The organism is Streptomyces sp. TS71-3, assembly GCF_018327685.1.
GTDB lineage: Bacteria > Actinomycetota > Actinomycetes > Streptomycetales > Streptomycetaceae > Streptomyces.
In genome coordinates this window covers 3,911,697-3,932,876 of the sequence record NZ_BNEL01000001.1, presented here as the reverse complement: position 1 = coordinate 3,932,876, position 21,180 = coordinate 3,911,697, and the positions used below count along the sequence as shown (strand labels likewise).

The window sequence follows — 21,180 nt, the reverse complement described above, 5'->3', positions numbered from 1 at the left end:
GCCGAGGACCCGCCGGGCACACGCCGCTGCCGGGGCAGCGCCCTGCATCGGTCCATCACGTTCGGGAGCAGATGAATCCCCTGGTCACGTGATTCACTCCACCTGACCCCGTGCCCCTTCCGCCGCCCCATGAAAATGGGGTTTCAAGCTGGAGCCCGCGGGAAGGAGACGCCCTTCCCGCCCGAGAGATGTGGACGTTCGCCATGCCCGCCACGAAGAAGGCCGCTGCACGGCTGTCTCCACCCGGCCGGCCACCGCAGGGCGCGCCGGCCGCCGGGACGCCGGAGGACGACTTCGGAGTCGGTTACTACAACAGGTTGTTCACGTCCCTGAGCATCGACGCGGAGGGCAGGATCCCAGCGTCCGCGCTGGTCAGCCGTCTTCGGGAGTCCGGTATCTCGGAGACCGATCCGCGCATGGCGGAGGTGTGGTCGGCGCTGCGAGGCGATGCGGACACCGAAGGGCGGTCGGGGATCGATCTCGACCGGTTCATCGGTCTCTGCAAGGTGGGCGGGAACGTCCTCACGAAGGCGGTCAGGGGCGATTTCGTCATACCGGACTTCGGCCCGTTCCAGAAGGAGATCTCCCGTATCTACGAGGATCTCAAGCAGGTCGAGGAAGGGCATGTCGCCGACTACATCCCCCAGCTGAGCCGCGTCTCCCCGGAGAAGTTCGGGGTCGCGTTGTGCACGGTGGACGGGCAGCGTTTCGCCGCGGGAGACGCCGACACCGCCTTCTGCATCCAGTCCATAAGCAAAACGATCAACTACTGCCTGGCGTTGGAGGAGCACGGCACCGAACTCGTTCACCGCCACGTCGGCCGGGAGCCCAGCGGCCGCGGGTTCAACGAACTGACCCTCAACGGTGAGGGTCTCCCCCACAACCCGATGATCAACTCCGGGGCCATCATGTGCTGCTCCCTGCTGCACAGCGACTGGGACCTGGCGGACCGCTTCGACCACGTGGCGGGAACCTGGCACAGGCTTTCCGGGGGTGGGACCGTGGGATTCAACAACGCCGTCTACCTCTCGGAACGGCGCACGGCCGACCGCAATTTCGCCCTCGGCTACTTCATGCGCGAGAAGCGCTCCTTCCCCCTCGGCACCGACCTCATGGAGACGTTGGACTTCTACTTCCAGTGCTGCTCCATCGAACTCGACACGCGGTCCCTGTCGGTCGTCGCGGCGACCCTGGCCCACTACGGCGTGAACCCTCTAACCGGCGAGCGGATCCTCTCCGCCGACACCGTGCGCAAGTGCCTCTCGCTCATGTCCTCGTGCGGAATGTACGACTACTCCGGCGAGTTCGCCTTCACCATCGGCCTGCCTGCCAAGAGCGGCGTCTCCGGTGGACTGATGATCGTGGTCCCCGGTGTCATGGGGGTGTGTGTCTGGTCCCCGCGACTGGACGCGCTGGGCAATCCGGTACGCGGGGTCGGCTTCTGCAAGGAACTCGTGACGCGTTACAACTTCCACGTCTACGACACCTTCACTCCCGGCGAGGGGTCCGGCAAGCGCGATCCTCGGCGAGGCAGGAACGAGGAGCGGATCGCGTCGACGACGCGGCTGCTGTGGGCGGCGAGCCAGGGTGACCTGGACGAGGTCCGGGCGGTGCTCGCCACCGGGAAGGACCCGGGTTCCGTCGACTACGACAAGAGGACCGCCCTGCACCTCGCCGCCTCGGAGGGGCACGCCGACACCGTCCGGTTCCTGCTCGACCACGGCGCCGACCCCGAGGCCAGGGACCGCTGGGGCGGCACGCCGCTGTCCGACGCCGAGCGCGGAGGGCACGACAGCGTGGTCGCGCTCCTGACTCCGTCGCCGGCCGCGGTGCGCTGAGCGCGCACGGCGGCCACCGGGTTACGGGGGGTCAGGCTCACGGGGCGGCATGCAGGGCGCAGATGAGGCCCCGGTAACACCCGGGTTACGCGAAACACCCCGGAAACGCCCATGTCGCGGGAGCGAAACGGGCGGACGCGACCCTCGATCGGAGCCGCCCGTGCTGCCCTCCCCCCGTGGGAGGCGCCGCACCAGCGGCCCCCGAAGGGCCACCGGAGGAGCGATCCCGTGCAGACCGTGCAGACCCTGGCGCCGCAGGCCGCCGCGCAGACCGCCGGACTCGACAGCGGCGACACCGCCTGGCTGCTCGCCGCCACCGCACTCGTCCTGCTGATGACACCGGGACTCGCGCTCTTCTACGGCGGCATGGTGCGCACGAAGAGCGTGCTCAACATGCTTCTGATGAGCTTCGTCTCCATCGCCCTGGTCACGGTCGTGTGGCTGGTCGCCGGCTACTCGCTCGCGTTCGGCGACGACGCCTTCGCCGGGCTCATCGGAGACGCCGGCCACCTCGGCATGGCGGGGATCGGCCCGGACACCCTCACCGGTACCGTCCCCACGCTCCTCTTCAGCACCTTCCAGCTCACCTTCGCCATGATCACGGCGGCCCTGATCAGCGGGGCCATCGCGGACCGCACCAGGTTCACGGCGTGGCTGGTCTTCGTGCCGGTGTGGACGCTGCTGGTATACGTCCCGGTGGCGCACTGGGTGTGGGGGCCGGACGGCTGGATCGCCCACTCGCTGGGTGCCCTGGACTTCGCGGGCGGGCTGGTGGTGGAGATCGCGTCCGGCGCGTCGGGGCTCGCCGTCGCGCTGGTGCTCGGGCCGCGCATCGGGTTCAAGAAGGACGCGATGCGCCCCCACAGCCTTCCGCTGGTGATGCTCGGCGCGGGCCTGCTCTGGTTCGGCTGGCTCGGCTTCAACGGCGGCTCCGCCCTCGCCGCCGACGGCCTCGCGGCGGCCTCGATGCTCAACACCGTCGTGGCCGGCTGCACGGGCCTGCTCGGCTGGCTCTTCGTGGAGCAGCGCCGCGACGGCCACCCCACCACGTTCGGCGCCGCGTCGGGCGCGGTCGCGGGGCTGGTGGCGATCACGCCGTCGTGCGGGACGGTAGCGATGCCGGGCGCGGCGGTGATCGGCCTGGCCGCGGGCGTGGTCTGCTCCTACGCGGTGGCGTGGAAGTTCCGCCTGAACTACGACGACTCGCTCGACGTCGTCGGCGTGCACTTCGTCGGCGGCGTCATCGGCACGCTCCTCATCGGCCTCTTCGCGACGGCCTCGATGACGGGCGGCGCCAAGGGCCTGTTCTACAGCGGCGGAGCCGCCCAACTCGGCAAGCAGGCCGTGGCGGTGGTGTGCGTGGCGGCGTACACGTTCGCGGTGACGTACGCCATCGGCAAGGCCATCCAGGCTCTGATGGGCTTCAGGGCCTCCGGCGACGAGGAGATGACGGGCCTTGACCAGACACTGCACGCGGAGACGGCCTACGATCACGGGGTGCTCGGCCACGGCGCCCCGCAGACACCGTCTCTCACGCCTGGCCTGACGAAGGACAGGAGCCCCGCCGAATGAAGCTGATCACCGCGGTCGTCAAGCCGCACCGCCTGGACGAGGTGAAGACCGCGCTCCAGGAACTCGGCGTGAACGGCCTGACGGTCACGGAGGCCAGCGGCTACGGCAGGCAGCGCGGCCACACCGAGGTCTACCGGGGCGCCGAGTACCGCGTGGACCTGGTGCCGAAGGTCCGCATCGAGGTCGTCGTCGAGGACGCCCAGGCGGACGCCGTCGTCGACACGGTGGTGCGCGCGGCGCGTACCGGAAAGATCGGGGACGGCAAGGTGTGGGCGGTGCCGGTGGACTCGGTGGTGCGGGTGCGGACGGGTGAGCGGGGGCCGGACGCTCTCTAGCCGGCCACCCGGGCCCCCCGAAGGGGGTTGTTCCGGTCACTCCGGGACCTCCGCCCGGTGGCGGGTTGCTCGCGCAGTTCCCCGCGCCCTCGGGGCGCTGATCGGCCTTGAAGGCGCGCCCCGAAAGGGGCGCGGGGTGGGGGTACCTCCCACGCCCTCAAGGCAGTGGGGGAGCGGCCAGCCACGACGAGGCCGCAGCGAGACCACGCTCCCGAGGGGGCAGACGCCGGGGCGCAGCCCCGAAAAAGCCCCGCCGGCAGGCCAGGAGGCGGGCGACCGCGCCCGGGGACCCGCTCAGCCCGCCGGAGTCGTGGACCTGACGCTGCCGTCGGGCCCGGCAAGCAGGATGGGGGTCGCAGGACCACCAAGATCCGCCACCGCCGCACGATCGGCGCCGGACGGCGCCCCCGCCTCGGTCACCACCGCCGCCGCCTCCAACGACCGCGCCCCGGACGCCACCGCCATGGCCACCGCCGTCTGCAACGCGCTCAGCTTCAGCGAGTCCAGCGCCACCGTCCCGGCGACGTAGGTGCGACCGGTCTCGTCCCGTACGGCCGCGCCCTCCGGCACGGAGTTGCGGGCCCGGGCCGAGCGGGCCAGGGTGACGATCTTGCGGTCCTCGGGGTCGAGGGCACTGCTGTCGATCATGCCCCGAGGATACTTGACGTGTTCCCTGGCCTGAAGTCCAGGGATTCCGGCCTGGGTCGTCTGACCCTTCCGGGGGCTTCCTGCTTCACCGCGCTGTGCGGGCACGTGTGCCCGTCTTACCGGCACTCCACAGGCGTTTAGCGTCTCCGCCCGTCCGGCGGCGACGATACGGCGTCCTTCGAACAGGACGTTACGGGCTGCGTTGTGGTCGCGGTCGTGAACGGTTATCTCTAGCGCATTCGCTCTTGTCGCAGGTAGTAGCCGTGCCAATGCCGTTAGGGACGTTGGTCACGCGGAGTTGGTGCGCATCATCTTCCGCAAGCTCTGGCGGGAAGCTGTCAGGTCGTCCTCCAACTCGGTGACGCGCTCACGTAGCACCTGGTTGTCCGCCTTGGCCTGGGAGAGCTGATGGGAGAGGTCATCCCGTTCACGGGACAACTCGTCGGTGACCGCGACCAGGTTGGAGCTGTCTTGCTGGTCCAGCTCTGCTCCGAGCTGAAGCCGGAGCCGTTCCCGCAGCTTGTCCCGCTCCGCCCTCAGCTCCTTGATCTGCTGCCTGGCCAGGGCGAGGTCGGTCTTCAGGCTGTCAAGGCTGACCTGTGACTGCGGTGGGACAGCGGCCGGAGGCGTCTCGATTCCGTGCTCCAGCTGGTCCTGCCGCGCTGCCTCGATGTACTCGCGGACGCCCACGGCGTAGACGAGCCAGGTGGAGACGCCCGCGGCCTTCGCGACGCTTGCGAACGTGATCTTCACCCCGTCGCGCTGCATCCTCGCCAACACATCCAGGACGCGCGCTCGCTTTGCTTCGCTGTCCTTTTGCCGCGCGGCCTTCAAAGCAGTTGCGCGGGGATCTCCGGGGACGTTCACGGCTTCTCCTCGCGCTGGTTGACCACGGTCAGCGGAAGCAGCTTGTGCACGGAGGTCGCCCGCGCCTTCCGCAGCGTCTTGCTGGCCTCTTCGATCTCCTGCCGCTCTTCCTCGCTCAGCCCGGCGAGTGAGGTTTTCTCAACGAAGATCATTTCGCGATTCCGTTGAGGACGAGTGCGGCACGGGCGATGTCGCCGATCCGGCTGGGACTGAGCGAGACCTTCTTGAGCGCGCGCCAGCGTTCCTTGAGTTCGGCGGCTGCGCGTTCGCCGAGGGCGCGCAGATCTCTGATCAGGGTGTTCGTGGTTCGGGTATCGGTGTGGAGGGCTTGCTCAGATCTACCCTGGGGGCGGCGCACCGGGATGTGGATGCCGATTCCGGCGCCGATGTAACCCTTGTCGGCAAGAGTCGGCAAACCGTCGGCGGCGGCCTTGTACAGAACGGGCAGGACGTGGATACGGGCCGCTGTGATGTCGGGGGTGGAGCCGGGCTCGACATCGGAGACCCACAGCGGGGTGCCGTTCGGGGAGGACAGGAACTGCACGTTGCCGCCGAACGCCTTGTGCTTCTGGCTGAACCACAGGTCGTTGCCGTTGTCGCGGACGCCGGCGAGACGGTCGGACTCGATGAGTGTGCCGTCCAAAATCACGTGCGTCATTCCTTCCCGCCGGCAGCGGTTCAGGACGTCGTGCAAGTCGGGGGCTTGGGCGGCCAGCGCGTCGATGCCTTCGTGGAGGTAGCGGTAGCCGGTGGCCTGGGAGACCCCGGCGTCGCGGGCCAGACAGTGCACGCACGCCTGCTCGCGGAACCAGCGCAGCACCAGCACGGCCTGACGGAACGGACCCAGCGCCCGCGACCCCCGCGGAGTGCCCAACCGTCGCCGGTGGGCGGCCAGCAGTCGTGAAAGGTGATCCACGACATGGCGCGGAACATCGAGCGTGGCAACATAGGTGACCAACGTGAAGCCTCTGGTGGGTCGGACGAGTTCTTGTGGTGAGACCTGTCCTACCAGGGGCTTTACGTCTGCTCACGACCAGGATGAGTTCGTCCGATCCACCCCGAGGCGAGCGGTTCACAACGCTTCGCGAAGATCATTTCTCTGAGAAAACCTCAGTTGGCCACGCATCGTGGAAACGACCTCCCGGAAGCTGTCGATCTGCGCGGTGAGGTTGTCGAGCACAAACGGGGCCGCTCCGATGGCGTCCGCCATCTCCTTGTCGGCCTTGAGGCTGCGGACGTGGTCTTCGATCGCAGGCAGGTAGGACGGGTCGGGGCGGTAGAAGCTGCACCCCGCGCACTGGAAGCGGATGGGGCAGGAGCCGCCGCCTGCCTTGACGTTGCTGGGCTCGGTGCAGTTGCCAAACGGCACCGCGACGGACCCGATCTCATAACGCTGAGCGGGAATCGGGGACGAGTTTCCGAACCGGTCAACCGCCAACGGCGCCATGGCTTTGACCGCCTCGCGCTTCCGCTTCAGCGTGACCTGGTAATAGCCCATGGTGGTGTCCATCGACTTGTGGTCCATCAGGTCGCGGAGTACATCCACCGGCACCCCTGCATCCGCGTGCCTTTGGGCATAGGTGTGCCGGAAGGCGTGCGCGGTGATCTTCGACCGGTCGAACGGCAGCGGCTCCCCATCGGGGTCGATGATGTCGCTGTCGATCTGCGGGATGGAGCGAACCCAATCGCGGAGGGTGTGAGCCAAGCTGTCGACGTGGAGGCGTCCTTTCCCGCGTGCCTTGTGCATAGGGCTCGGGAACAGCCAAGGCAAAGCCGATTCCGCCAGCGAAAGCTCAGCCCGGTGCTTTTCCCACGTCAGGATGGTGTCGGCAAGCTCTTGGGTGACGGGGAGGCGGCGACCGTGGCGACGGGCCTTGTGGTTGTCGTAGATGAGCTGCGGATGCCCGTCGACGACCTCGATGCACCCTGTCTTCAAGGTCACCACTTCGCCGATTCGCCGCCCGGTGTCGCGCAGGATCGTGTAGGCGGTTCGATAGAACAGCCGGAAGGTCTCTTCGCTCCATCCGTGATGGCTTCTGGTAAGGAAGTGGAGGTTTGCGTCGAGCTGCTGGATGACAACGTCTGGCAGGGCTCGCCCGGCCTGCTCTTCGTTAGCCTCTGTGAGCTTGATGCGGTGGTGTCGGGCACGGCTGAACGAGCCCTGCACGTCTTCCATGAGACAGCTGGAGCGAGCGAAGTCCAGGACGTTGAACCACCCTCCGAGAAAGGCGACGAGGCTGCTGGCTGCATAGGGAAAGTCATCGTCTTTGCGGGCGTCCTTGATGGCCTGAACAACGGCTGTCATGTCGGCGCCGTTGAGGCGAGAAGACACTTCTCCACCGCCAGGGCGCCGTGCGAGCGCGTCTGAGGCGATGCTGAATGCTTTGAGACTGACGCGAAGCGTCTGCATATCAGGGCGAACCGAGCGGCCCCACTCCTTGATGATCTCCCTGAGCCACCTTTGTCGGACGGTGGTGAAGTCGATGGTGCCGCTGTGTGTGCCGTAGCGCCGATGCGAAGCAGCCCACAGGCCCATCGCGGCACCATCCCATACGTCTTCTAGGCTCGGGTCATCGCCGGAGAACTGCCGGAATTCGTATTCAACGGTGTATTGCATCGCCCCCAGCAGTGATCGTCCAGCTGTACTGTTCCGCATCCCACCAAAGTCAAGCGACGCGATGTCGAGGCCGCGGAGCGTGTCCACGTCCGACAGATGCTGAACCACCAGCCGTACCATTGTGGGATCGAGGCGACGTCCGGCCCTTTCGCGGGCCTGGAGAGCGAACAAGACCTCGATCCTGACCACAGGATTCAGGCCTCCAAGCCAGAATTGGTGACTGCGTAGGACCGGGAGAACGGCAGACCGGGAACAGGCCTCCCAATCTTTCCGGGACTGGTGTGACCGGCAGAGCTGGTATGTGATCTGCTCGCGGTTGCAGCCAATGAGGTTTTCTCAACGAAGATCATTTCAAGATTCCGTTGAGGACGAGTGCGGCACGGGCGATGTCGCCGATCCGGCTGGGACTGAGCGAGACCTTCTTGAGCGCGCGCCAGCGTTCCTTGAGTTCGGCGGCTGCGCGTTCGCCGAGGGCGCGCAGATCTCTGATCAGGGTGTTCGTGGTTCGGGTATCGGTGTGGAGGGCTTGCTCAGATCTACCCTGGGGGCGGCGCACCGGGATGTGGATGCCGATTCCGGCGCCGATGTAACCCTTGTCGGCAAGAGTCGGCAAACCGTCGGCGGCGGCCTTGTACAGAACGGGCAGGACGTGGATACGGGCCGCTGTGATGTCGGGGGTGGAGCCGGGCTCGACATCGGAGACCCACAGCGGGGTGCCGTTCGGGGAGGACAGGAACTGCACGTTGCCGCCGAACGCCTTGTGCTTCTGGCTGAACCACAGGTCGTTGCCGTTGTCGCGGACGCCGGCGAGACGGTCGGACTCGATGAGTGTGCCGTCCAAAATCACGTGCGTCATTCCTTCCCGCCGGCAGCGGTTCAGGACGTCGTGCAAGTCGGGGGCTTGGGCGGCCAGCGCGTCGATGCCTTCGTGGAGGTAGCGGTAGCCGGTGGCCTGGGAGACCCCGGCGTCGCGGGCCAGACAGTGCACGCACGCCTGCTCGCGGAACCAGCGCAGCACCAGCACGGCCTGACGGAACGGACCCAGCGCCCGCGACCCCCGCGGAGTGCCCAACCGTCGCCGGTGGGCGGCCAGCAGTCGTGAAAGGTGATCCACGACATGGCGCGGAACATCGAGCGTGGCAACATAGGTGACCAACGTGAAGCCTCTGGTGGGTCGGACGAGTTCTTGTGGTGAGACCTGTCCTACCAGGGGCTTTACGTCTGCTCACGACCAGGATGAGTTCGTCCGATCCACCCCGAGGCGAGCGGTTCACAACGCTTCGCGAAGATCATTTCTCTGAGAAAACCTCACTGGCGCACTTCCCGAGAGTCCTTGCTGATCGCGCTGCCCGAGAAACGGCCGGCCGAGAAGTGCCCCTCACGGAGCAGGCGCCACCGCTTGGTGGCCACCGCGCGGGGCGCCCCTGCCAGGGGACCGGAACCGTTACACCCCCGCCGCGCCCGCGCCAGCGCCCCGCTCCACCGGAGCAACCGGTTCCACAAGAACGGTGACGATCTTGTTCCGCCGCCCCGCCGCCGACTCGGCGGTCAACTTGAGCCCCCGCCCGTCCGGCAGCGCCACCTCCGCCGACGCCCCGGCGATCGGCACCCGCCCGAGCGCCTTGGCGAGCAACCCGCCGACGGTCTCCACGTCCTCGTCGTCGAAGGCCTCCAGGCCGTACAGCTCGCCGAGGTCGCCGATGTCGAGCCGGGCGGTGACCCGGTACCGGTCGTCGTCGAGCTTCTCCACGGACGGCTGTTCGCGGTCGTACTCGTCGGTGATCTCGCCGACGATCTCCTCCAGGATGTCCTCGATGGTGATGATGCCGGCGGTCCCGCCGTACTCGTCGATGACGACGGCGACGTGGGTGCGCTCCTGCTGCATCTCGCGGAGCAGGTCGCCGGCGTTCTTGGTGTCGGGGACGAAGGTGGCGGGCCGCATCGCGGTGGAGACCAGCTCGGACTCGGCCTCGCGGCTGATGTGCGTGCGGCGGGCCAGATCCTTGAGGTAGACGATGCCGACGATGTCGTCCTCGCTCTCGCCGGTCACCGGGATCCGGGAGAAGCCGGAGCGCAGCGCGAGTGTGAGGGCCTGGCGGATGGTCTTGTACCGCTCGATCACGACGAGGTCGGTGCGGGGCACCATGACCTCCCGGACGAGCGTGTCGCCCAGCTCGAAGACGGAGTGCACCATGCGGCGCTCCTCGTCCTCGATCAGGGACTCCTGCTCGGCGAGGTCGACCAGCGCGCGCAGCTCGGCCTCGGACGCGAACGGGCCCCTGCGGAAGCCCTTGCCGGGGGTGACGGCGTTGCCGAGGAGGATCAGCAGGGAGGGGATCGGGCCCATGATCCTGGCCAGCGGCAGCAGGACGTACGCGGCGACCGTGGCCGTGTTCAGCGGGTGCTGGCGGCCGATGGTGCGCGGCGAGACGCCCACGGCGACATAGCTGACCAGCACCATCACGCCGATCGCGACGAGCAGCGCCTCCCAGGTGCTGTCGAACCCCCGCAGGGACACGTAGGTCACCATGGCCGCCGCCGCCATCTCGCACGCCACCCGGACGAGCAGCGCCACGTTGAGGTAGCGGGTGGGGTCCGCGGCGATCTGGGCCAGCTTGGCGCTGCCGCGGCGGCCGGAGCGCACGGCCTCCTCCGCGCGGAAGCTGGAGGTGCGCGCGAGACCGGCCTCGGCACACGCGGCCAGCCACGCGATCAGGACGAGCAGGACCGCGCCGATGATCAACTGGACGGTCACGGCGCTACGAGACCGTGGGGGCCGGGGACGGTCCCGGCACGCCCTGCTCGGCGCGCCAGCCGTCCACGATGGCCGACTGGAGGCGGAACATCTCGGCCTTCTCGTCGGGCTCCTCGTGGTCGTAGCCCAGCAGGTGGAGCACGCCATGCACGGTGAGGAGCTGGAGCTCCTCGTCCATGCTGTGCCGGGTGGGGGCCTCCTCGGCCTGCCGGGCGGCGACCTCGGGGCAGAGCACGACGTCGCCGAGCAGGCCCTGCGGGGGCTCGTCGTCGTCCTTGGACGGCGGGCGGAGCTCGTCCATGGGGAAGGACATGACGTCCGTCGGCCCCGGCAGGTCCATCCACTGCATGTGGAGCTGCTCCATGGCGCCCTCGTCCACGACGATCACCGAGAGCTCGCTGAGCGGGTGGATGCGCATCCGGGTGAGGGTGTAGCGGGCGATGTCGAGGATCGCCCGCTCGTCCACCTCGCTACCGGATTCGTTGTTGACGTCGATCGACATGACTGCTGCTCGGTCCACTTTCCGTTACTGGGCCAGCGGGGTACGGCACCCTCGGCGGCGGTTCAGCGGCCGCCCCGGTGGGACTGGCCGCCGTTGACCGTGCCGTTGCGGCTGTCGAACTCCTCGTACGCGTCGACAATACGGCCGACCAGCTTGTGGCGGACGACGTCACCCGACGTGAGCCGGGAGAAGTGGACGTCGTCCACGCCCTCCAGGATCTCCTGGACCTGGCGCAGGCCGCTCTTGGTGCCGCTGGGCAGGTCGATCTGGGTCACGTCACCGGTGATCACGATCTTCGAGTCGAAGCCCAGGCGGGTGAGGAACATCTTCATCTGCTCGGGGTTCGTGTTCTGCGCCTCGTCCAGAATGATGAACGCGTCGTTCAGCGTGCGGCCGCGCATGTAGGCCAGCGGGGCGACCTCGATCGTCCCGGCCGCCATCAGGCGGGGGATGGAATCGGGGTCGAGCATGTCGTGCAGCGCGTCGTACAGCGGGCGCAGGTAGGGGTCGATCTTCTCGTAGAGCGTGCCCGGCAGGAAGCCGAGGCGCTCGCCGGCCTCCACCGCGGGGCGGGTCAGGATGATGCGGTTGACCTGCTTGGACTGCAGGGCCTGCACGGCCTTGGCCATCGCCAGGTAGGTCTTGCCGGTGCCGGCGGGGCCGATGCCGAAGACGACCGTGTGCTTGTCGATGGCGTCGACGTAGCGCTTCTGGTTCAGGGTCTTGGGGCGGATGGTGCGGCCGCGGGAGGAGAGGATGTTCTGCGTGAGGACCTCCGCGGGGGTCTCCTCGACGTCGCTCTCGCCGTTCTCACTCGCCCTGAGCATGGCGATCGAGCGTTCCACCGCGTCCTCCGTCATCGGCTGCCCCGTGCGGAGCACCAGCATCATCTCGTCGAACAGGCGCTGCACGAGGGCGACTTCCGCCGGATCGCCCACGGCGCTGATCTCGTTGCCCCGGACGTGGATGTCGGCCGCCGGGAAGGCCTTCTCGATCACACGCAGCAGGGCGTCTCCCGAGCCCAGGACCGTGACCATGGGGTGCTGTGCGGGGACGGTGAAGTGCGCTCGTGCCTGCCGCTGCCGCTGCGCTGGGTCGTGTGCTGTGGGTGTGTGAGTCATGGGCCGGCTCTTGAGGCCTGCAGTTCCTCCTGTGTGCGGCATCCTGCCATGCCGCCGGGGCGCTCCCGGCAGGTTCCAGGGTACGTCGGGGCACCGACAACCAAGACCCCCTTTTCCTGGAGTATCGGGGCCGGGACCGCGGCGCGGGAGCGGGCCGGGCGGGGTCGGCGGGGTGCGGCCGGGGCCCGTCCTCGGTCCGCCCGGCTCCCCCGCCGGCGCCCGGTCACGCTCCGTGGGCGCGTGTGACGGGGCGGATGCGCAAGTGGACGTTCACACGCGGCGGAAGCCGATCGTGGGCACCGCTCGGCGCAGCGGCCAGGTGCGGGCCGTGGTGGGCAGGAGCGTGTCCAGGAAGGCGTACCGCCGCAGCGCGGACGGGTTCTGGTCGTCGTACTGCTGCACGTGCCGCCACCAGGCGGCGATCTCGGACCAGCCGGGCGCCGAGAGCGACCCGCCGAACTCCTGAACGGACAGCGCCGCCGTGAGCCCCGCGAACGCCAGCCGGTCGGCCAGCGGCCAGCCCGCGAGCGTCCCGGTCACGAAGCCGGCGACGAAGACGTCCCCTGCGCCGGTCGTGTCCAGCGCCTCCACGTCGATGGCCGGCACCTCGGCCTCCTCGCCGGACGCGCCGTCCACGGCGTACGCCCCCTCGGAACCGAGCGTCACCACCGCGAGCGGCACCTGCTCGGCCAGCAGGCGTGCGGCGCGCCGCGGGCAGCTGGTGCGGGTGTACCGCATGGCCTCCTCGGCGTTCGGCAGGAACGCCTCGCAGTGCCGGAGGTCGGAGAGCTCGGCGAGGTCCCAGTGCCCGGTGTCGTCCCAGCCGACGTCCGCGAAGATGCGGGTGCCGCGCCGGCCCGCCTCCGCGATCCACGGTGCCGAGCGGCCGGGCGTGAGTGCGGCGACGGCGGCACGCGCGCGTGGCGGGCAGCGGGGCGCGGGCTCCTCCGGCGGGGGCTCGTGGCCGTGCGAGACCATCGTCCGCTCGCCCTCGTAGGCCATCGACACGGTCACCGGGGAGTGCCAGCCGGGTACCGTGCGCGACGAGGCCAGGTCGATTCCCTCGCCCTGCTCCAGCGCGTCCCAGCAGTACTCGCCGTAGTGGTCGTCCCCGAACGCCGCGGCGAGCGACGTGCGCAGGCCGAGCCTGGCCAGGGCGGTCGCCATGTTGGCGATGCCGCCCGGGCTGGAGCCCATGCCGCGGGCCCAGGACTCGGTGCCGCGCACCGGGGCGCTGTCGAGTCCGGTGAAGATGATGTCGAGGAAGACCGTCCCGGTGAGGTAGACGTCGATGGCGGGGTCCTGGGCGGCCCGCACTGCCGTGAGCGGGTCGAGGGGGACCGGACGCATCGGCTCTGCGTCGTCTTCCGTCACGGTGCACCTCCCCTGCGTGATGCTGACCAGGCCAGTGTGCCCGATGGGGGTGACAGGGGGTGGGGCCGCGCCCCGTTGCGGCGGGTTCTCTGGTACCGGCGGGGCTGCCGCCCCGGTCACCACGCCTGCCTCCTCACGGCGGGCGTGACGTGCGGGCTCGCCGTGACTTTTGCGCAGTTCCCCGCGCCCCTTTTATGCGGGGCTGCGCCCCGATCGCCCGCCCTGCCCCTTCACGCCCATTCCGGCGTGCGGCCTCGCCGTGGCTTGTCGCGCAGTTCCCCGCGCCCCTTTCGTGCGGGGCTGCGCCCCGATCAGTCGCCCTGCCCCCTCACGCCCGTTCCCACGTGCCGCGCCGTCGTGGCTTGTCGCGCAGTTCCCCGCGCCCCCTCCATGCGGGGCTGCGCCCCGATCAGTCGCCCTGCCCCCTTGCTGTCGTCGTGGCGTCTCTCGCGCGGTCCCCGCGTCCCTGCTTGGGGCGGCGGGTGCGTGCTCGTGGGGGTGTCCGTGGGATGGGGTACGTTCCGGGCCATGAGGCTGACGATTCTCGGTGGTGGCGGTTTTCGGGTTCCGCTCGTGTACCGGGCCCTCGGTGGGGGCGAGGTCTCCGAGTTGGTGTTGTACGACCCGGATCCGGCGCGGGTCGGGGTGGTGCAATCCGTGCTGGAGCAGGTGCGGGATGCGGATGCCGCGGGCGGGGGTGGGGCCTCTTTTCCCGTCGTGCGCGTCGCTGAGGGGCTCGACGACGCCCTGCGCGGGGCGGACTTCGTCTTCTCCGCGATCCGGGTGGGGGGTACGGCGGGCCGGGTGCGGGACGAGCGGGTGCCGCTCGGTGAGGGTGTGCTCGGGCAGGAGACCGTGGGGGCGGGCGGCGTGCTGTACGGGCTGCGTACGGTTCCCGTGGCCCTGCATATCGCGGAGCGGGCCGCGGCCGTGGCCCCGCGCGCGTGGGTCATCAACTTCACCAATCCCGCCGGCATGGTGACCGAGGCCATGTCAGCGGTGCTCGGCGAGCGGGTCATCGGCATCTGCGACTCCCCGGTGGGCCTCGTGCGGCGCGCGGCGCGGGCGGCGGGCAGCGATCCCGACCTGTTCCTCGGTGCGCCCCCGGCCGGTGCCGACGGTGCCGGCTCCCCCGCCCCGTCCTACGACTACGTGGGCCTCAACCACCTCGGCTGGCTGCGGACCCTGCACGACGGCACCCGCGACCTGCTCCCCGGCCTGCTCGCGGACGCCGACGCGCTCGGGGGCTTCGAGGAGGGCAAGCTGTTCGGCGCCGGCTGGCTCCAGGCGCTGGGCGCCCTGCCGAACGAGTACCTGCACTACTACTACTTCCGCCGGGAGACCCTCGCCGCGGTGCTCGGCGCCGAGGAGACCCGGGGCGCGTTCCTCGACCACCAGCAGCGCGACTTCTTCGCACGGGCCGCACGTGAGCCCGAGCGGGCGTACGAGCTGTGGGAGGACACCCGGCTACAGCGGGAGGAGACCTACGGGGCGGACAGCCGCGCGGCCAGCGGCGGCGGGCAGCGCGACACCTGCGATCTGGACGGCGGCGGCTACGACCGGGTGGCTCTCGCCCTGATGCGGGCCATCGCCGCCGACCGCCGCACCCGCCTGATCCTCAACGTGCCCAACGGCACCACCGTCCCCGAACTACCCCCGGACGCCATCATCGAGACCGTCTGCGAGGTCGGCGCGGAGGGCGCCAGGCCGCTGCCGGCCGCCCCGCTGGGACCGGCCGAGCTGGGCCTGATGCTCCAGCTCAAGGCGGTGGAGCGCGCGACGATCGACGCCGCCCTCTTCAAGGACCGCACCGCCGCCCTGCGCGCCCTCGCGCTCCACCCCCTCGTCGACTCCCCCGCCGTCGCCGCCCGCATCCTGGAACGGGCCGCCGAGGCGTGAACCGGCCCGGGGCAACCGGCCCCGCCCCTGGCCCGGAAGGGCGGACGCCCGAGGGCCTGGCGGTACCCGGGCCCCGGAGAGCCCGCCAGTGTCCCCGTCGGCCCGCATACCGCCGTCATCGGCTGTCGAGGCGGATCCGGGCCCAGGAGTTGTTGACGTATCCCTTCGGGTTCCACAGGTGGGCCGGGGACTCGGGCATGGCCGAGCCGCTGGAGTCCCACGCCCGCGCCGTGATCTCGGCCGCCCCCGCGGGCAGGTCCACCACGATGCGCCAGCGCCGCCACACCCACGGGTCCGCGTCCGCCTCCAGCTCGGCCTGGGCCCAGGAGTGCCCGCCGTCCACGGACACGTCCACGCGCGCGACGCTGCGGCCGTCGCCCGCCAGTGCGTAGCCGACGACCTCGGTCGGCCCGGGCGGCACCCGGGCGCCGTCGTCGGGGCTGAGGATGTCGCAGTTCAACGCGAGCGGCCCGAGCGAGATGCCGTCGCCGGGGCCGGCCTGGACGGGGTCGGCGCCGGGAGGCAGCAGGCGGTAGGCGGTGGCCTGGAAGTAGTTGACCGACGGCTCGGCCTGAACGGTGACGCGGGTGAGCCACTTGACGCTGCGGGCGCCGATCCAGCCGGGCACCACCACCCGCAGCAGCGCCCCGTGCACCCGTGGCAGCGGCCGGCCGTCCATCGCCCAGGCCAGCAGCACCTCCGGCCCCAGGGCCTTGGCCACGGGGATGGACGCCCCGAAGGACTGGGGCGGGTCGGCCACCGGGGAGACGTCCGGGGCGGCGAACGCGACGTGGGCCGCCTCCGGACGGGGTCCAGCCGCGGCCAGCACGTCGCCGAGCCGGGCACCGCTCCAGCGGGCGGTGGAGACGGCGCCGGATCGCCACGGGTCCTCGCCGGGGATGTCGCGCACCTCGGCGAGCCCGGCGCGCCGGTTGCCGGCGCACTGGAGCGTCGCGTCCAGCTCGGCCTCGTCGAAGCGGGACCGCAGCTCTTGCAGGGACAGTTCCATCGGCCGCTCCACGAGGCCGTCCACACGCAGCCGCCACGCCACCGGGTCGGTCTCGGGGATCGGACCGTGGTTTCGGCTGTAGAAGGACTCGACCGGCGTCAACGGCATCTCGGCCAGCGCGGTGCGGGGTGGCTCCGCGTTGAACGGTTCCCGCTCGTGCACCACCATGTCGTCCCTCTTGCCCCACAGGTCCATGCCGGCAGGTGTACCCGCCGCCGCATGGCGGGGCCGCGCCGCGAGGCCCACCGTCCCCCGTACGGCGCCCTGAGCGGCACCTTTCCGCTCGCCCGGGGCGCCGCGTCCTCCCGGGGCGGACGGGCAGGGCGGACGGAGAAGGCGGGCGGGGAAGGGGCACGCGCAGGCATCCTCCCCGCCGGGACACGGCGCGCCCGCGGGTGGTCGGGCCGGCCGCTGTGGTGCGGCCGGCCCGGACGCGGGCGGGAGCCCGGCCAGGCAGGTCCGGCCCCGTCTTCGTCAGGCGCCCTGCGCCGCCGTTCCACGGCCGTGGCGACCCGGCAGGGCCCGTCCGGTGCGGGCCGCGCCCGGCGACGACGGCCGCTCTCGCCTGACCGCCGGTGCCGCGGCCGGTGGCGGTGTGGCCCGCACCCGGTCGTTGCGGCCGCCCCCGCGGATCAGCAGCACGCTCAGCGCCGCGAGGAAACCGATCACCGTCAGGCCCACGAGCCCCGCCTTGGTGGAGCCCGTGGCGTCCTCGATGATCCCGAACGCCGTCGGGGCCACGAAGCCGCCGAGGTTGCCCAGCGAGTTGATCAGGGCGATGCCGGGAGCCGCGGCCCGCGCGTCGAGGTAGCTCTGCGGGATCGTCCAGAAGATCGGCGAGGCCGGCTTGAACCCCATCGCCGCCAGGCAGAGCGCGCCCAGGCCCACCCACGGCGAGACGAACACCGCGAGCAGCGTGCCGACACCGCCCAGTACCAGCAGCACCATCAGCACCGGACGCCGCTTGCCGATCCGGTCGGAGAGCCGCCCGGCCACCCACACCGCGAGGATCGCGAACAGCCAGGGCACCGCGGTGAGCAGCCCCACCTGGAAGTCGCTGAGCCCGCCGATGTCGTCCACGATCGACGGCAGCCAGAACGTGACCGCGTACAGCGCGACGTTGATCGCGAAGTAGATCCACAGGAAGAGCAGCATCTGCGGGTCGGCCAGCAGCCGCCAGCGGGAGACCTGCTCGGTGCGGCGCTGCTCAGCGCGGACCTGCTGCTCCGCGTCGATGACGGCGACGAGGCCGGTCTTCTCCTCGTCGGTGAGCCAGCGGGCGCCCTCGATGCCCGAGTCCAGGAACCGGTACACGACGAAGCCGAGCACGATCGAGAAGACGCCCTCGATGAAGAACATCCACTGCCAGCCCGCGTGCCCCCACACCCCGTGCATCTCCAGCAGGGCGCCGGAGATCGGCCCCACCACGACGGTGGCCGTGCCGGAGCCCATGAGGAAGATGGAGGTCGCCCGGCCGCGGTGCGAGTCGGGCAGCCAGCGGCTGAAGTAGTAGATGACCGCGGGGAAGAAGCCCGCCTCGGCGACGCCCAGCAGGAACCGCAGGGCGTAGAACGTCTCCGCGTTCGTCACGAACGCCATGGCGCCCGCCACGACACCCCAGGAGATCATGATCCGGGTGAGCCAGACCTTGGCCCCGAAGCGCTCCATCAGCATGTTGCTGGGCACTTCGAAGATGGCGTAGGCGATGAAGAAGATGCCCGCCCCGAGCCCGAAGGCGCCGGCGGACAGCCCCACGTCGGCGCGCAACTGGTCCTGCGCGAAGCCGAGGTTGACCCGGTCCATGTAGTTCGCCACGAACATGATGAAGAAGAGCGGCACGACCCGCCGGAAGATCTTGTGCACCGCGGAGCGCACGGCCGGCGGCAGCTCCGGAGCGGCGCCCGGCGAGCCGGACGCGGGGGGCGCGGGGGACGCTCCGGGCGTGGACGCGGGGGACGTTCCTGGCGCGGACGCGGGGGTGGAGTCGGACGCGGGGGTGGGGTCGGGGTCGGGACCGGGGAGTTCGGGGGAGGTGCCGGACACGAGCGGCTCGCTTCCTTGCGGCCGGCCGGCCCGCACCGCGCGACACGGCGCGGCGCGGGTCCGGTGATCGGCGATATGTCGACTTGTCGTTGGGGGGCGCGGCACCCGGGCGGCCCGGGACGGCCGCGTTCGACGCGACTACCAGCGCGGCACGGCCGGAGTGGTCCACCCCGGCTGGGTGACGCGCATGGCGGCCGCGTCGTCGCGGTCGCGCATCGATCCGTCGTCGTCGAGCCAGCGCCGGTGCAGGAACGCCAGCCGGTCGCGGTCGACCTCGACGCCCAGGCCGGGCGCGTCGGAGACGGTGACGCCGCCGCCGTCGAAGGTGAGGCGTTCGGTGAGCACGTCCTCGGACTGCCAGGGGTAGTGGGAGTCGCAGGCGTGGTGCAGGCCCGGCACGGTGGCCGCGACATGGGTCATGGCGGCCAGGCTGATGCCGAGGTGGGTGTTGGAGTGCATGGATATGCCGACGCCGAAGGTGCGGCAGATGGCGGCGAGCTGCTGGGTGTTGCGCAGCCCGCCCCAGTAGTGGTGGTCGGAGAGCACGACCTGGACGGCGTCCTTGGTGAAGGCCTCCGGGATCTCCGCGAAGGTCGTCACGCACATGTTGGTGGCCAGCGGTACGTCCGTCCGTGCCGCCACCTCGGCCATGTTCGACGTGCCGAGGGTGGGGTCCTCCAGGTACTCCAGGACACCGGCCAGCTCCTCGGCGACCTTCAGCGAGGTGGGCACGGACCAGGCGCCGTTGGGGTCGAGCCGCAGCGGGCGGCCCGGGAACGCCTCGGCGAGCGCCTGGACGGCGGCCACCTCCTCGTCCGGCGGGAACACCCCGCCCTTCAGCTTGAACGAGCCGAAGCCGTACCGCTCCGTGAACCTGCGGGCCTGCTCGACGACCCCGGCCGGGTCCAGCGCCTCGCCCCAGTCGTCGGGCTCGCTCGCGACGCCCTCGGGGTGGGCGCCGTACTTGTAGAAGAGGTAGGCGCTGTACTCGACGGTGTCGCGGACCTTGCCGCCGAGCAGGGCGTGCACGGGCACCCCGAGCGCCTTGCCGAGCGCGTCCAGGCAGGCCACCTCGAAACCGGAGGCGACGGACAGCCGCAGCTTGTCGGCCGTCTGCACCCCGCGCAGCCCGCCCACGTCCACCGCCTCGCTCACGCGCGCCTGGTCGACCGCGACCTCGTCGACGGCGCCGAGGAGCCCATTCAGACCGCTCACCTGCCGCCCGGTGAGCCGCTCGGCGAACGGCCTGGCCAGCTCCAGGTACTTGGCGTCGCCGTACGTCTCGCCGAAGCCGGATACGCCCTCGGCGGTGACCACCTCGATGATCAGCCGGGGGGTGTACGGCTGGTGCACGCCCTGCGTGTTCAGCAGCGGCGGGTCGGCGACGAGGATCGGCGTCAGACGCACCTCGGCGATGGTCAGGTCACGGCTCACGGGGCGGCTCCCAGGAGATCGCGTCCGGCCCCGTTCCGCGGGGGCGTGTCCGGTCGTGATCTCTCTATATAGATGTCGTCTACGTATGAAGACGTAGATTAGGTACGCGAACGTGATGGCGTCAACGGTCGTGCAGCCCCCCGTACGATCAGCGCATGCGGGAGAGAGACGACGCGAGGCGCGGCGACCGGGCGGGGGGCGGCGCGGCGGGCTCCGCGGGCGGGCCGGCCGAGGGCGCGGCCGCACAGGGCGGCGGCGGGGTGCGCGAGGTGAAGTCCGCCGCGCGCACCGTCGAGTTGCTGGAGGTGCTCGCGGCCCGCGCCGACCGGCCGGCGCGGCTCCAGGAACTGGCCGAGGGGCTCGGGGTGCCGCGCAGCTCCATGTACGCGCTGCTGCAGACGCTGATCCAACGGGGCTGGGTGCGCACCGACGTGACCGGGTCGCTGTACGGCATCGGCATCCACGCGCTCCTCACCGGCACCGGCTACCTGGACTCCGACCCCCGGGTGCGGGCGGTGCGGCCGTTCCTCGACGAGGCGTCGGACGCGGTCGGCGAGACCATCCACCTCGGGCGTCTCGACGGCATGGACGTGGCGTACCTCGCGACCCGGGAGTCGCACGAATACCTGCGGACGATCAGCCGGGTGGGGCGGCGGCTGCCCGCGCACGTGGGCGCGCTGGGCAAGGCGCTGCTGGCCCAGCGGCCGGACGAGGAGCTGCCGCCCGGGCCGTACGAGCGGTTCACCCCCAACACGCTCACCGACCGGGTCGCGCTGGCGGCCGACCTCGCGGAGGTCCGGCGGCGGGGGTACGCGGTGGACCGGGAGGAGGGGGTGGCCGGGATCGTGGGGTACGGGTTCGCGCTGCGGTACGAGCGGCCGGCGGTGGACGCGATCAGTTGCTCCGTGCCGGTTGCGCGGGTCACGGCCTCGCATGAGGGGCGGATCGTGTCCGTGATGCGGGGGATCCGCGAGCGGATCGAATCTGCGGTGCCGGATGGGGGGAGCCGGGTTCAGTGGCGGTGAGGGGTTTTTCGGCGCCGAGGTTTTCGCCCTTCGGGCTCGTCCTCAAGCGCCGGACGGGCTTTCTCTTCGCCCTCCGGTCTCGTCTTCAAGCGCCAGACAGGCTGTTCATCGCGCTGCGCGCTCGTCCTCAAGCGCCGGACC

18 protein-coding genes are annotated in these 21,180 nt (G+C 70.6%); 5 read left to right on the top strand and 13 right to left on the bottom strand.

From position 1 onward, the window contains the following. The first annotated feature begins 203 nt into the window (after positions 1-203). The 3 genes from glsA (at position 204) to Sm713_RS15870 (ending at position 3,745) form a co-directional block, all read left to right on the top strand. A complete protein-coding gene (gene glsA / locus Sm713_RS15880; protein WP_212910263.1) occupies positions 204-1,838 on the top strand; it encodes a glutaminase A in 1,635 nt (544 codons plus the stop codon). A 228-nt stretch (positions 1,839-2,066) separates the two neighbouring features. After that, entirely contained in the window at positions 2,067-3,410 is a 1,344-nt protein-coding gene (locus Sm713_RS15875) for an ammonium transporter (RefSeq protein ID WP_283249778.1), read from the top strand. After that, a complete protein-coding gene (locus Sm713_RS15870; RefSeq protein WP_212910261.1) occupies positions 3,407-3,745 on the top strand; it encodes a P-II family nitrogen regulator in 339 nt (112 codons plus the stop codon). Before Sm713_RS15875 ends, Sm713_RS15870 begins: the two co-directional genes overlap by 4 nt. 294 nt (positions 3,746-4,039) lie before the next feature. Here the strand turns inward: Sm713_RS15870 and Sm713_RS15865 are convergent, their stop codons facing one another. The 10 genes from Sm713_RS15865 to Sm713_RS15820 form a co-directional block, all read right to left on the bottom strand. Further along, on the bottom strand, positions 4,040-4,393 hold the full coding sequence (locus tag Sm713_RS15865) for a cytidine deaminase (RefSeq protein WP_212910260.1): 354 nt from the start codon (positions 4,391-4,393) through the stop codon (positions 4,040-4,042). Between the two features lie 288 nt (positions 4,394-4,681). Continuing rightward, positions 4,682-5,260: a DUF6262 family protein gene (locus Sm713_RS15860; RefSeq protein WP_249416313.1), complete on the bottom strand. Its 579-nt coding sequence runs from the start codon at positions 5,258-5,260 to the stop codon at positions 4,682-4,684. Beyond that, a complete protein-coding gene (locus Sm713_RS15855; RefSeq protein ID WP_212910258.1) occupies positions 5,257-5,412 on the bottom strand; it encodes a hypothetical protein in 156 nt (51 codons plus the stop codon). The genes Sm713_RS15860 and Sm713_RS15855 overlap by 4 nt, the downstream gene beginning before the upstream one ends. Beyond that, on the bottom strand, positions 5,409-6,218 hold the full coding sequence (locus tag Sm713_RS15850; protein ID WP_212910257.1) for a transposase family protein: 810 nt from the start codon (positions 6,216-6,218) through the stop codon (positions 5,409-5,411). The genes Sm713_RS15855 and Sm713_RS15850 overlap by 4 nt, the downstream gene beginning before the upstream one ends. Positions 6,219-6,332: 114 nt before the next feature. Further along, a complete protein-coding gene (locus Sm713_RS15845; RefSeq protein ID WP_212910256.1) occupies positions 6,333-7,985 on the bottom strand; it encodes a site-specific integrase in 1,653 nt (550 codons plus the stop codon). Positions 7,986-8,223: 238 nt separating this feature from the next. After that, positions 8,224-9,033, bottom strand: coding sequence for a transposase family protein (locus tag Sm713_RS15840; protein ID WP_212907842.1), 810 nt, complete (start codon positions 9,031-9,033; stop codon positions 8,224-8,226). A 288-nt stretch (positions 9,034-9,321) separates the two neighbouring features. Continuing rightward, positions 9,322-10,632 (bottom strand): hemolysin family protein, encoded by a 1,311-nt coding sequence (locus Sm713_RS15835; protein ID WP_212910255.1) that lies wholly within the window; start codon positions 10,630-10,632, stop codon positions 9,322-9,324. A gap of 4 nt (positions 10,633-10,636) precedes the next feature. After that, positions 10,637-11,134 carry an rRNA maturation RNase YbeY gene (ybeY, locus tag Sm713_RS15830; protein WP_212910254.1) on the bottom strand — a complete coding sequence of 166 codons (498 nt, stop codon included), beginning with the start codon at positions 11,132-11,134 and terminating at the stop codon, positions 10,637-10,639. A gap of 62 nt (positions 11,135-11,196) precedes the next feature. Further along, positions 11,197-12,255 (bottom strand): PhoH family protein, encoded by a 1,059-nt coding sequence (locus tag Sm713_RS15825; RefSeq protein WP_212910253.1) that lies wholly within the window; start codon positions 12,253-12,255, stop codon positions 11,197-11,199. A gap of 270 nt (positions 12,256-12,525) precedes the next feature. Beyond that, on the bottom strand, positions 12,526-13,605 hold the full coding sequence (locus tag Sm713_RS15820) for a carbohydrate kinase family protein (RefSeq protein WP_212912034.1): 1,080 nt from the start codon (positions 13,603-13,605) through the stop codon (positions 12,526-12,528). 552 nt (positions 13,606-14,157) lie between these two features. Here Sm713_RS15820 and Sm713_RS15815 point away from each other — a divergent pair. Further along, positions 14,158-15,528, top strand: coding sequence for a 6-phospho-beta-glucosidase (locus Sm713_RS15815; protein WP_212910252.1), 1,371 nt, complete (start codon positions 14,158-14,160; stop codon positions 15,526-15,528). Positions 15,529-15,643: 115 nt separating this feature from the next. Here Sm713_RS15815 and Sm713_RS15810 read toward each other — a convergent pair whose 3' ends face one another. The 3 genes from Sm713_RS15810 to Sm713_RS15800 all read right to left on the bottom strand — a co-directional run bounded on the left by Sm713_RS15810 (position 15,644) and on the right by Sm713_RS15800 (position 20,014). After that, complete coding sequence (locus Sm713_RS15810; RefSeq protein WP_212910251.1) at positions 15,644-16,732, bottom strand: sulfite oxidase; 1,089 nt, start codon at positions 16,730-16,732, stop codon at positions 15,644-15,646. A 279-nt stretch (positions 16,733-17,011) separates the two neighbouring features. Continuing rightward, a complete protein-coding gene (locus tag Sm713_RS15805) occupies positions 17,012-18,358 on the bottom strand; it encodes an MFS transporter (RefSeq protein ID WP_212912033.1) in 1,347 nt (448 codons plus the stop codon). A gap of 360 nt (positions 18,359-18,718) precedes the next feature. Next, a complete protein-coding gene (locus Sm713_RS15800) occupies positions 18,719-20,014 on the bottom strand; it encodes a glucarate dehydratase family protein (RefSeq protein ID WP_212910250.1) in 1,296 nt (431 codons plus the stop codon). Positions 20,015-20,169: 155 nt separating this feature from the next. Here Sm713_RS15800 and Sm713_RS15795 point away from each other — a divergent pair, with 155 nt between their 5' ends. Beyond that, positions 20,170-21,039: an IclR family transcriptional regulator gene (locus tag Sm713_RS15795; RefSeq protein ID WP_212910249.1), complete on the top strand. Its 870-nt coding sequence runs from the start codon at positions 20,170-20,172 to the stop codon at positions 21,037-21,039. Positions 21,040-21,180: the final 141 nt, after the last annotated feature.